This window comes from Fructilactobacillus fructivorans, from assembly GCF_001434095.1.
GTDB classification, from domain to species: Bacteria; Bacillota; Bacilli; order Lactobacillales; family Lactobacillaceae; genus Fructilactobacillus; species Fructilactobacillus fructivorans.
Map to the genome: position 1 here is coordinate 34,588 of NZ_AZDS01000001.1, position 12,129 is coordinate 46,716.

Annotated in this window: 18 protein-coding genes; all 18 read left to right on the forward strand. The window is 35.2% G+C overall.

Features of this window, described 5'->3' with window-relative positions; genetic code table 11:
• The first annotated feature begins 11 nt into the window (after positions 1 to 11).
• The 18 genes from FC73_RS00225 (at position 12) to FC73_RS06950 (ending at position 12,113) form a co-directional block, all read left to right on the forward strand.
• The gene (locus FC73_RS00225) at positions 12 to 740 is read left to right on the forward strand and encodes a phage regulatory protein/antirepressor Ant (protein ID WP_010021669.1); all 729 of its coding nucleotides are present in this window, start codon (positions 12 to 14) and stop codon (positions 738 to 740) included.
• Entirely contained in the window at positions 733 to 1,131 is a 399-nt protein-coding gene (locus FC73_RS00230; RefSeq protein ID WP_010021668.1) for a DUF1064 domain-containing protein, read from the forward strand. Before FC73_RS00225 ends, FC73_RS00230 begins: the two co-directional genes overlap by 8 nt.
• A gap of 12 nt (positions 1,132 to 1,143) precedes the next feature.
• On the forward strand, positions 1,144 to 1,566 hold the full coding sequence (locus tag FC73_RS00235; RefSeq protein WP_010021667.1) for a hypothetical protein: 423 nt from the start codon (positions 1,144 to 1,146) through the stop codon (positions 1,564 to 1,566).
• A 325-nt stretch (positions 1,567 to 1,891) separates the two neighbouring features.
• Positions 1,892 to 2,314 (forward strand): ArpU family phage packaging/lysis transcriptional regulator, encoded by a 423-nt coding sequence (locus FC73_RS00240; RefSeq protein WP_010021666.1) that lies wholly within the window; start codon positions 1,892 to 1,894, stop codon positions 2,312 to 2,314.
• A gap of 490 nt (positions 2,315 to 2,804) precedes the next feature.
• Entirely contained in the window at positions 2,805 to 3,320 is a 516-nt protein-coding gene (locus FC73_RS00245; RefSeq protein WP_010021665.1) for an HNH endonuclease, read from the forward strand.
• A 276-nt stretch (positions 3,321 to 3,596) separates the two neighbouring features.
• On the forward strand, positions 3,597 to 4,100 hold the full coding sequence (locus FC73_RS00250; protein ID WP_081454149.1) for a phage terminase small subunit P27 family: 504 nt from the start codon (positions 3,597 to 3,599) through the stop codon (positions 4,098 to 4,100).
• Positions 4,097 to 5,983 carry a terminase large subunit gene (locus FC73_RS00255; protein ID WP_010021662.1) on the forward strand — a complete coding sequence of 629 codons (1,887 nt, stop codon included), beginning with the start codon at positions 4,097 to 4,099 and terminating at the stop codon, positions 5,981 to 5,983. Before FC73_RS00250 ends, FC73_RS00255 begins: the two co-directional genes overlap by 4 nt.
• Before the next feature lie 15 nt (positions 5,984 to 5,998).
• Positions 5,999 to 6,196 (forward strand): DUF1056 family protein, encoded by a 198-nt coding sequence (locus FC73_RS00260; protein WP_010021660.1) that lies wholly within the window; start codon positions 5,999 to 6,001, stop codon positions 6,194 to 6,196.
• Entirely contained in the window at positions 6,196 to 7,305 is a 1,110-nt protein-coding gene (locus FC73_RS00265; RefSeq protein WP_010021659.1) for a phage portal protein, read from the forward strand. Before FC73_RS00260 ends, FC73_RS00265 begins: the two co-directional genes overlap by 1 nt.
• Before the next feature lie 19 nt (positions 7,306 to 7,324).
• A complete protein-coding gene (locus FC73_RS00270; protein ID WP_010021658.1) occupies positions 7,325 to 8,044 on the forward strand; it encodes a head maturation protease, ClpP-related in 720 nt (239 codons plus the stop codon).
• Between the two features lie 17 nt (positions 8,045 to 8,061).
• Positions 8,062 to 9,288: a phage major capsid protein gene (locus FC73_RS00275; protein WP_010021657.1), complete on the forward strand. Its 1,227-nt coding sequence runs from the start codon at positions 8,062 to 8,064 to the stop codon at positions 9,286 to 9,288.
• 5 nt (positions 9,289 to 9,293) lie between these two features.
• Complete coding sequence (locus FC73_RS00280) at positions 9,294 to 9,623, forward strand: head-tail connector protein (protein WP_010021655.1); 330 nt, start codon at positions 9,294 to 9,296, stop codon at positions 9,621 to 9,623.
• Entirely contained in the window at positions 9,616 to 9,960 is a 345-nt protein-coding gene (locus FC73_RS00285) for a phage head closure protein (RefSeq protein ID WP_010021653.1), read from the forward strand. Before FC73_RS00280 ends, FC73_RS00285 begins: the two co-directional genes overlap by 8 nt.
• A complete protein-coding gene (locus FC73_RS00290; RefSeq protein WP_010021652.1) occupies positions 9,950 to 10,369 on the forward strand; it encodes an HK97-gp10 family putative phage morphogenesis protein in 420 nt (139 codons plus the stop codon). Before FC73_RS00285 ends, FC73_RS00290 begins: the two co-directional genes overlap by 11 nt.
• The gene (locus FC73_RS00295; RefSeq protein ID WP_056936271.1) at positions 10,362 to 10,733 is read left to right on the forward strand and encodes a DUF806 family protein; all 372 of its coding nucleotides are present in this window, start codon (positions 10,362 to 10,364) and stop codon (positions 10,731 to 10,733) included. The genes FC73_RS00290 and FC73_RS00295 overlap by 8 nt, the downstream gene beginning before the upstream one ends.
• 15 nt (positions 10,734 to 10,748) lie before the next feature.
• Positions 10,749 to 11,342 carry a major tail protein gene (locus FC73_RS00300; protein ID WP_010021650.1) on the forward strand — a complete coding sequence of 198 codons (594 nt, stop codon included), beginning with the start codon at positions 10,749 to 10,751 and terminating at the stop codon, positions 11,340 to 11,342.
• 139 nt (positions 11,343 to 11,481) lie between these two features.
• Positions 11,482 to 11,898: a phage tail tube assembly chaperone gene (locus FC73_RS00305; RefSeq protein WP_010021649.1), complete on the forward strand. Its 417-nt coding sequence runs from the start codon at positions 11,482 to 11,484 to the stop codon at positions 11,896 to 11,898.
• 56 nt (positions 11,899 to 11,954) lie between these two features.
• Complete coding sequence (locus FC73_RS06950; protein WP_010021648.1) at positions 11,955 to 12,113, forward strand: hypothetical protein; 159 nt, start codon at positions 11,955 to 11,957, stop codon at positions 12,111 to 12,113.
• The last annotated feature ends 16 nt before the right edge of the window (positions 12,114 to 12,129 follow it).

Below are 12,129 nucleotides of genomic sequence, written 5' to 3' on the forward strand. Positions count from 1 at the left end.
GTTTAGTAAAATTGAATAATTTAGTAATTATGAAAAATAAGCAAGCAGTTACAACTAGTTTAAAAGTAGCAAGTAAATTTGATAAAAGACATGATAATGTTATGCGTGCAATCGGTAATTTAAAAAAAGATCTTCACAATTTTGAGGAGATGTTTATTAAGGGTACGGCATTAGATACTTATGGTAGGTCTAGGAATATCTATTATATGAATCGTGATGGCTTTACTTTTTTAGCTATGGGATTCACTGGTAGTAAAGCAATGAATTTTAAAGCTGAATATATTAAAGCTTTCAATCAAATGGAAGATGAAATTAAGCACACTGGTGGATTTAACATTCCTAAAACTAAAGCAGAAGCATTACAGCTAGCTACTGATCAGCAAAAGAAAATAGACCAGTTGGAACCTAAAGCACGTTTTTCTGATGCGGTTACTACTAGCAACACCACTATTCTAATTGGTGAATTAGCTAAGATGATGAAACAAAATGGTATTGATATCGGGCAAAATAAGTTATTTAGTTGGCTACGTAACAACGGTTATTTAATTCGTCGCTTTGGTAGTAGCTACAATACACCTACACAAAAAGCTATGCGATTACAGTTATTTAAAATCAAAGAAAGTACAGTAATTCATAGCGACGGACATTCAAGTATTAACAAAACGACTAAAGTAACTGGAAAAGGGCAAAAATACTTTATTAATAAGTTTCTCCAAGTTAGAGATGAGCTTAATGCCTAAGATTAGTCAGTATCGAGCTATTAAGCCAAAGAATAAATACCACGCCAAAAAGATCCAAGCAGACGGGATTACTTTTGATAGCAGGGTCGAATATATGTATTACATTAGATTTATCAAAAATAGATACATAAGTTTCGACGATCATAAGAGTTTTGAGATTACTCCTCGATTTAAATTAAATGGTAAAACACATCGCAAACGAGTTTATAGTCCAGATTTTATTGAATACGACACTCACGGCCAGATGATTAAAGTGGTTGATGTAAAAGGTGGTAAAGTCACGGCTGATGCCAGTTTAAGGATTAACGAATTTGAATATCTTTATCAAGTTCCCGTTGTTTTGGCACGTTATAACTATCGAACTAAGCAATTTCAAGAAAAAGTTAAATAGAAAGGGCTAAAAATGAATTTAACGGATTACGAAAAAAGTGAAGTCGCACAATTACAATTCAATAATATGAAACCCAATAAAAAAATTAGAAAGCAAAGAGATAAAAAGGCTCATCGAATTTTAAAGTTAGTTCATGGTATTGAAGATGATTACGGTTCGATTATGCACTGTCCAGAAAAAGATAGTCGAATTATTAAAGCGCATAAGCTATTTGGTAGTCAGCACTCACACGAGCATAAACAGCAATATATGTACTATGCTTTTGACCATCACGACCGCAGGATTACCTCTGGGATAACGATTAGAAATCTTGCGGAGAATTTGGTTGATAATGGTGTAAAAATTCATTCGGCTTACTTGCAAACACATTTGACTAAGAAACAAGGCTTAACTAATTTTGGTAGAGTTCGAAGAGAAAGGGTTACAAGAATTTGATGAAAATAATCCAGTATTTAAAATAGTCAAGGATGATAAGCAATAACGTGAATAAAGAAAGTAGGTAGACCTATTAAAATTAAATTAGCAAAAGGCACAGTAATTAACTATCAAATTAATGACGATGAAAGCTATCATAAAACGGTTGAGACAGATAACGACAATAACTATATTGAAGTGGATATGGATGGATTGAATGAGCTTTTGGAAACTTTAATGCATCATAATATCGTATAAAAAAGGAACTACAACCTAGGCAGAAGGCAGTAGTTCAACTATGTAAACAGTTATATTTTATCATAATTATAAAAAGGAGCACTATTCTATGCAACTAAGTTTTAATAATTATAATTACGATGAAGCCAAGAATGACGCTAAAAAGGTGCTGGAAAGCTATCAACATTATCACAACGAACACGTAAAAGGAAAATTAGCAGACTTGTCATCACCCAAACAAGATGGCATGCCAAGTGGGAAAGGCGGTAAAAACTCTGAAGCTGAACAGTATGATAGTTACGTGTATGCTGGTGAATTCTGTGAGTTAGTCTCTAAGGTTATCAATAACATGACTAATGAAAATTATCGTGATGTACTTACTTATTCTTATATAAAGCCACTAGATAGCAATGTGGAGATTGCTGGGCAAATGTTAATGGATGTTAGACAAATGTATCGCATAAAGAATGAAGCTCTGTTATGTTTTGCTGAGATTTGTCCGATGATTCAATTAGATTATGCTAATTCGTGAAGTCACATTTTTATCAGTAATCTGTCAGTTAAATGGCAGCTAAGCGCGTTATATTGATAGAGTGGACGAATTGGGAAAGCGTCCACGCCTAGAGTAATTACTTTGCATATGTTCCTATGTTTTATACCTCTTCAAAAGGCAACACGGTTTGGTACATATATTCGGGTTCAATTCCCGAACGTGTTATTACGAACAGCTAGACAAAATAAATAATGAAATAAAGTTGTGATCGTCTGTTCGTTTGATAGATAGAGATACTTACGTAGACAAAACCTATGCTTCCTTTCTTTAAACAATATACTTAAATAACACAGATAATTATTATAATCATCTATCTATCATCTACTGCTAGAGGTTCGAATCCTTTAACAGTAATTAAATCAGAGCAATCCATTGAGGTTGCTTTTTTATTTGGAGGAGTACATATGTTTTTTAATTTATTTTTTATGAGTGTTTGCATAATTTTAGTAGCTTGGATTTGGTTTGACTAATGCCACGAGTTAGAAGATGTCGTTATCCAAACTGTCACACGTTAACTCAATTCCCTCATTATTATTGTGAGCAACATCGTAAGTACGAAGCTGCCTACTTAAAGAGTAGAGAAAAGTGGGGACACAAACCAAAGCAGTACGAACATAAATACAACCAAGTAACTCGTAATCGTAACGAAGACAAGAGCAATCAGTATAAGTTTTATCGCACACGTAACTGGGTTCACCTTCGTCAGCAAACACTCGAACGTGATCATTATGTATGTCAGTATTGCAAAGCAATTGAAAAGCTCACAACGAATGCTAAAACGGTTGATCATATTGTGCCGATTGAATTCGATGATTCCAAAAAGAGTAATCTAGATAATTTAGCTACAATTTGTCGAAATTGCCATAGGCTAAAAACCAAATGGAAACAAGATTATTACGGTACAGGTTTGAACCAAAAACCAACCTCAGCTACTGAAGTGACAGACTTGAAAGCTATCTCATTAATGATGAGAGCGAAAAAATAAGAACTAAATTATAAAAATTCAAAAAACAAATTATAAAATGTGAAAACAAAAGTAAATTGATTGATGAAATTTATAAACAACAAAAATGCCCCCGCCCCTTGCCGCACAAGCGGTAGAGCGCACACATTACAATCACGTGTTTTCGCACAAAAATTTTGAACTTTTTGATAGGGGGGTCTAGTGGTTCTAACGCTTGATATGAAGGAATTTTACTTAAAAAAAATGCTTAAAACCGTACCCCGTATTTATACCCTAATTTTAAAAGGAAGTGAGACGATGACGAGAAAAAGGAAAGAAACTAAAGCTAGCAAAAAGAGCACCACGGACAAGCGGAAATTGTCTAAATCACCGCCAACTTATTTAAAAGGTACAGCACGATATATGTGGCGGCGTTTAGTCCCACTAATTCAAAAAGACCCGAATGTTAATAATATGGACCGTACTATCGTGGAAGCATTTTGCATTAATTACCAACTTATGAGAGCGGCTTACGATGATATCAATCAAAATGATCAATCGCGAGCTGTCTATCACACGCCTACTAATCCAGTTACTGGTGAAGAAATGGAAACCGAATTTACAGGTTATAAACGTAATCCTTCTACTCAGATTCTTGATTCAGCAACGGGAAAGCTACAAAAGCTGGGTAACGAGTTAGGGCTTACACCGCAATCGCGTTCCGAATTACTTAGTTTGAAGACTGATAGTGGTACGAAGAAAGACCAGCGAGAACAAATTGCAAAAGCCTTTGATTCCGATAATGGAAGCACTAAGAAATGAAGAAAATCGATTTAACCAAATCTCATGACGTGTTTAAGGCTTATCAAAAAACTAACTTTGATAGTATTCGGAAAAAATACCCAGACGCTGGCACGCAATATGCCTTTGATATTTTGGATCAAAAAATAACAACTGGCTATCATATTCAATTAGCTTGTTTTCGACATTTACGAGACTTACAACGTCAAGAAACTGGCAAATTTCCTTACTATTATTCAACCAAGCAAGTACATAACATTTTATTTTTTGCGTCACTTTGTCCGGAAATCAAGAGCCATAAACCGGTTAAGTTAATGCCATGGCAAAAGTTTATTTTGGCTATGCTACAAGGCTGGCGAAATCACACTAACGATAAGAGGTTTACTTGGGCCATTATTTCGGTGGCTCGTCACAATGGTAAAACTTATTTGATGGCAATCATCACTGTTTATAGCTTTTTAATTCAAGCCGTTAAGCAAAATGGTCAAGAGTTTTTAATTTCTTCAGTGGATGCCAAACAGTCACGACAGTTGATGAAATATGTAAAACGAACGTTAGTAGAGCTTTTTAGTAATGGCTTGTTTAAGGACTATAACGAGTCGGTTGGTATTAGTATGAAAGGTCTTACCTCGCTGTCTCAACATATTACTATGAGTTCTACCGATAACGAAATTATTCAAGTTACTTTTAATAGTGGTACATATGATTCTCATCATTTCCAAACGGCTATCGGAGATGAATTTGGTAGTAGCACGGTTAAAGACCAAACCAAATTAAATTCAATTACATCTGGACAAGGTGATGTAGATAATCACCAATTTATTCAAATTTCCACAGCTTACGATGATCCAAGTGTACCGTTTCGACAAGATGAAAAACGAATCTATCAAGCTATGGAAGAAGATTATAAACGTGATGGCGATAGTTATCTCTTATTAGATTGGTCGCAAGATAACGTTAACGAAACCTATAAACCTGATACGTGGATCAAATCTAATCCACTACTTGGTTTAAAAGGCGGTAATGTTAAACTCATGGATAGTTTAAAAGATGAGCGTGATAACAGTCTTATTACGGCTGATGTGGCTGGATTTCAAAATAAATCACTCAACATGTGGTTACAGCAAAGTAAAGATACGTTCATCAATTTGGCAGATGTAGAAAAATCCATAGTACCAAATTTTGATATTGACGGACGAACAGTCTATGTAGGCTTCGACTACTCAATGAGTAGCGATAACACATCTTTTGCCTTCGTTTATCCATATGTAGATGATGATGGCAACAATAAATGGCATATTGAGCAACATAGTTTTATACCATGGCATGCTGCTGGTTCTATTGAAGCTAAGGAAAAACAAGACGGCATTAACTACCGTGAATTAGCTAAACTAGGATATTGCACGATAACTAATCATGAGCAAGGTCTCATTGATGATGACCAAATTTATAGATGGCTTTTAGATTATGTAGAAGATCATAATTTGAAGGTTATTTTTTTTGGCTATGACGCGATGGGTGTTACTAGTTTTATTAAAGCTATGGATAATAATACAAGCTTCCCACTGGACGCGGTGAGACAACGGACTAGTGAGCTCAAAGACCCAACGAAATTCTTACAACGAATATTTGTGGAAGGCAGTGCTACTCGCCTTGATGATCGAATTATGGAAAAAGCACTCTTAAATGCAACTCTAAAAGAAGATCGTATTGGCATTCAAGTCGACAAGACTAAAGCCACATTAAAAATTGATGTGGTTGATGCGATTGTCGACGCTCTTTACCAAGGGATGTATCACTTTGAAGATTACGGTATTGAAAACGATAAAACTGAAGCGGTTAAACGAATGACACCAGAACAAGTTAAAGCTCGTTTTGATGATCCAGACGCTGGCTTAACTTAAATTGGAGGTGATTAGATGATTTTTAAGAACTTATTGGCATTATTTTGGAAGTATTTGGATGTAGTTTGCTATCTAGTTGCAACTATTTTGCTAATTATTTTTGCATTTAGTTTTGGAAATCGATTTGGCATTTTAGCCATTGCAATTGTGTTATTAATTACTGGCTTTTTAAGTGAAGTTATCAGTTCTCAAAGTAAGGGAGGTGATAACTAATGCCAGTTTTTAATTTTAATAATAAGATTTCTAATCTAGGAAGCACTATAGGCGCGTCTGACGACTCATTCGGCTTTAGTAGCCCTACAAGTAATCAACTAAGTTATGTGAGCGCGTCCCAAGCACTACAAAATTCCGATATTTATAGTATTATTTTTCAATTATCAGGTGCTCTTGCCAGCGGTGAAATAACTGCCAACAATCAACGAGCTCAGAATATTCTTGATAATCCAAGTGCGACGGCTTCTACTCATGCCTTTTGGCAAAGCATGTTTGCACAATTGCTCATTGGTGGTGAGTCGTTTGCCTATCGCTTTCGAAATGCTAACGGGACCGACAGCCGTTTAGAGTATTTACGTCCCTCACAAGTCAGCACATATCTTTTAAGCGATGGTAGTGGATTAATCTATAACGCGAACTTTGACGAACCTGATATCGGAACCATTGAAGCCATTCCACAAAGTGACATGATCCATTTTCGATTACTTTCTAAAAACGGAGGTATGACGGGTGTGAGTCCTTTGAGCGCCCTTTCTAGCGAACTCAATATTAAAAATTCATCTAATAAATTAACTCTCAAAGCATTGGCACAAGCCGTAACCAGTTCGGGAATTCTAAAAGTTAAAAATAGTGGCTTGTTGAATAGCAAGGAAAAACAAGCACGGTCTAGAAAAGCTACACAAGAATTGCGAAATGGTGTGCTGGTGCTTGATGATTTAGAAGACTACCAGCCATTAGAAATGAGGAGTAATATAGCTAACTTACTGGACCAAGCTAATTGGACTGGTTCGCAAATCGCTAAAGTTTATGGTATTCCAGATTCCATGATCAACGGGAAAGGTGACCAACAGTCGTCTATTCAAATGGAAAACATATCCATTATCAAATCATTAGCTAACTACGTGAACCCGATCGTAAGTGAACTCAAAAATAAACTCAATACAGACGTTCATATGGATGTCCGTAAAGCTGTAGACCCGTTAGGCGATCAATATGCTTCAACCCTGTCAGGAATGACAAAAGATGGTACTTTGACCGCTAATCAAACTGTGAGCGAATTACAACATCGTGGCTTTTTGCCCGATGATTTACCAGCTCGACAAAAATAATGAAAGGAGGTGAACAATAATGACAACTATACAAGTACCTATTAAGAGTGATGTTATTAATGATAAGGACGGTAAGATGGCTAGTATTTTAGATTTTCCTGCCACTTATCCGGCTGGAGTTAATCAGATTTTAGATACTGCTAAAGATAACGATAGTGTTGAAGTTAACATTAATTCAGGTGGTGGTGATGTGGATGCTGCGAGTGAAATTTATTCGGAGCTGAAAAATGCTAGTCAACCTGTCACGGTAAATATTTTAGGCATGGCAGGTAGCTCTGCTAGTATCATTGCGATGGCTGGAGATAAAATTAACATTGCGCCCACTGCCAGAATTATCATACATAAAGCCTCAGTAAGTGACGTTCAAGGTAATTCTGATGACTTACAGGGCTTAGTTAATATGCTAAGTTCGACTGATTCAGCGATTGCTAATATTTATCGGGACCGTACGGGACAAGATAAGACCGCAATTGCAAAGATGATGACACAAACTACTCAATTTAATGCTGATGAAGCCGTTGAAAATCATTTTGCTGATGAGGTGATGTTTGAAAATAACAAAGCACCACAACTTACTAATTCCCTTAATGATATTTTTAGTGATAAGTCAGTTGATAAGTTTTATAAAATTTATAAAAAGGCTAAACAGTACGATGAAATCCAGACGAACAGAGAAAAACATAAAAAGTCCGAAACTCTTACAGATAAGAAGCGGGCTATTTTTATGCAAAACATTTAAAGGAGAAAATATACATAATGCATATTAATGATTTAAATAATAAATGGATTAAAAAAGGTCAAGAAGTATCTGACCTAAACGACAAGCTTAATAAAATGGTTATGAATGATTCTTTTAATGAAGATGATTACAAAAAAACCACTGAAAATAGAAACAATGCCAAGTCTCAGCGTGATGCTTTAAAGTCTCAACTAGATGAAGCTAGAGAAAATGATAAGCCTAGTGGCAACACTGAAGGCAAGTCAAATGATGATGGCAAACCTCATAAAGTTAACGATAAGAACAAAGTTAACTTTGTCGATAAGTTTAAAGGAATGCTACGAGGGGATCCAAAAGTGGTTGATGAAGTTACCTCGGTTACGGACCCTAGTAGTCCAGACAATAGCTCATTAGGCTTAACAGTTCCTAGCGATGATCAAAAGCAAATCAATCAACTCACTCGCCAATATGACGCTTTGGATCAATATGTAAATGTGGAAAATGTTGGTACTTCAAAGGGATCACGTATTTACGAAAAGATGTCAGCTATTAAGCCTCTTAATAATCTGAGTCAAGAAAATATCAAAATTCCTAGCATGGATGATCCAGAGGTTAACCGCATTGAATACACTATTCAACGTTTTGGTGGTATTTCCAGTCTCACTAATACTGTAATGGCAGATAGTGCTGATAACTTAATGCAATACATTAATAATTGGATCGCTAAAAAAGACGTTATTACTCGAAATAACGAAATTCTAAAAGTTATTGGAACAGCACCTAAAAAGAGTGGCATTAATAGTTTCGATGACGTTAAGAGAACCATTGAAACCGCGGTAGATCCTGCTATTGTTAATACTTCTACCATCTTTACTAATCAATCTGGCTTTACTGCATTAGCTACTGTTAAAGATGCTAATGGTAATTATTTAGTTCAGAATAATGTTACTAATCCGGCTCAAAAGGAAATTGATGGCAAACCCATTTGTGTAATTTCTGACCGCTGGTTACAAGACAATGGTGGAGCTCATCCATTTATTTATGGTGATCTAAAGCAAGGTATTACTTTATTTGACCGTCAACAAATGACTCTTAATTCAACTAATGATGGTGCAGGGGGATTTGAGTCTGATACAACTAAAGTTAAGGTTATTGACCGATTTGATGTTGAATTAACTGATTTTGATGCCTTTACGGTCGATTCATTCACTGATTTGCCTGACCAAGGAACTAAGAATACTACTAGCAATAGTAAGGCAGATTAATAATTATGCCGGAATTAAACGATTTTAAAGACACGATCAAAGTTTTAGGTAACGATGAAGATAGTTTATTACAAGGTTATTTAAATGTTGCGGAAGCTAACGTACAAAATGCGGTAGGAAGTAATGTTCCCGGTTTTTTCGAGCGGGATGAAATTAGGGACGCTTATAACATTTGTGTCTATTCATTAGCGGGAGCGTTTTACACTTATCGAATTGCTCTAAGCGATACACCAACGTATGATGTTAGTTTTACTTATAAAAGTTTAATTGGTTTTATGCGGAGTAAGTACGACGTTCTTGAGTCTGAACAAAATGAGGACGATGATAATGGCTAAAAAGTTACTGTATAGTAGTTTCAATAAAAAGATTACTGTTGGTGTGCCTAAAACAGTGACTAACGAAAATAACGGCAATACGTATGAAAGCTTTGAATCTAAATTTCAACTCTGGGCTTGTCCTTATCGTCGTAGCATGCCCACTCGTTATAATTTACTAGGAACCGAGTGGCAAGACACTATTACATTGATTGTTAAGCATGATGAACGTATTACTGGTAACTTATTAATTAAGTACGGAGATACTTTATATAAGTTAGTTGATTACAGTCCTGATGAAGGTAACGGCTTTATGAACTACGATTATTTAACTTTGGAGGCTAAAAATGGCGGATAAGTTTAGTAATATGAATAATTTATTAAATTCGGTCTACGATCAAGTTGCCAGTAAAGCTCACTTAGATACTTCGCAAAAATATAAAATTACGGGAGCAGGTGCAAAAGTTCTTCGTAAAGGTCTAAAAGCATCAATCATTGATCGTGGTCACGTGACCAGTCATAAAGAAACCAATCAACATCGTCACTTAAAAGATAGTGTACGTACTTCTAAAAAAGATGAAAAGGGTATGCGTATTGGCAACAGCATGGTCGGTTTTGATGTTAATCATGCTTATATCGCTCGTTTTATCAATGATGGTACGAAAAAAATGGTGGGAGATCATTTCGTGGATAATACTCGTATGAATTCCAGTGATAAAGTTGCCGAAGCTATGAAAGATGCTTATAAGGATGTTACTGATGATTGATACCAAAGTACAATTAAAAAAAGATATTTTAAGCTCTCAACAATTTAGCTGGTTGGATAATATTTATATCAATAGTATTCCAACAGAATTAGAAAACGAGACGCTAAAAACAACGATGTTGATCAGTGATATTAATAGTGAGCTAGCTAATTGGGCCAATGATACGTTTACTAGCGTTGATAAAAGTATTCAAGTTCAAATATTTTTTTCTAAACAATTTCAATTTAATTTTGATGAAGTAATTAAAACATTGCTTCATTTTTTTGTACAAAACGATTGGCGCTCAAATGGATTTAGTAATTTTATTGATCCAGATACTAAGCAAGAGAGTGTAACGATTAAAATTCATAAAATTATGATGTAAAGGAGATTTTTTATAATGGCAAGAAAAGATGGCGGAACAGTTGGTATTAAAACAGCCAAGTTCGCACTTTTAAGAGATGATGGTACTATTGATCCTACCTTCGGTGATAACGGAGTTTATACCGTTACCTCTGATAAAGATGGTGGTATGACAACGGCTAATATTTCTGGTTTAGGGCAAAGTGTTCAACGTGTTTGGGGTAATAACCAAAATGTTGAGACTTCTTATGGCAAAGCACAACCTTCTATTTCACTTGGAAGTAACTTTCTAAGCAAAGATATTAAAAATCGCTTGTTAGGACGAAAAAAGCAAGATAACGGAGCATGGTCATTAGAAGGTGACCCTCAATCTACTCTGGTTGCTTTAGATGTTGTTTCCAGTGATTCTGGAAATAATGATGTTCATTTTGGATTTAAAAAGGGACATTTAACGACTGGAGACGTTAATTTACAAACCAGCAATGAAAACCAAAGTCGTCAAGCTGATTCCATGACATACACACCAATTAATAGTGGTGACGATGATGATGGAATGGAAATCGGTTGGACTGGTGATACTAGTTTTGATATTAATAAGTTTTTTGAGCGATATTTTTCCGAGCTCAGATAATAACGGCAACACACAATCCAATCTAAGCAACAAAACTCAAACTTCTGAATAGTTATTCATAAATAAGTAAAATCGCCTTAGAAAAGCATAATTGGACTCTCACATGTTCGGCGGTTTTAAGAAAGGATTTTTACATAAAATGGCAGTATCTATTAATGTTGAGAAATATTTAGGACTAAAAACACCAATTAAAGTCAAAGGAAGCGTAAAAAATACTAGACGTGTTTATCAAATGAATTTACGTTTAATGAAAATGCAACGTACTACTTCTAAAATTGATAGTCAAAATCAAAAACTAAACGATAAAACTGATGATGAATTAACTGACGAACAACGTGATAAATTGCTTGGTGATCAAATTACGATGATGAATTCTATGAATGAAATGTTAACGAATGCTGAACAATTTGTTTTAGATATTTTGCGATTGTCAGATAAATATCGAGCTAAGCTAGATGATTTAACTCAAACTGAACTATTAGACTTGGTAAGTTTTATTACCAGTAAAGTAACGGGAACAGAACCCGAAAAATCAGATGACTCAAAAAAAGCCTAAATGCGGTAATTAATGAATTAAAAAATGCCATCGAAGACATCAATTACGAAGAACAAATGGCATTTGAATATTTTCATATATTGCCAGATGATTTTGAACAACAAGATTTCTTCTTAATGCAAACCATTATGAAGGCTAAGAGTCCTGACGATCGAGCAGAAGATCCAAAGGGCTTATTAGATCGACTTGGTATTACGCCAAATCAAAATTATTAGGGAAAGGAGGATATGA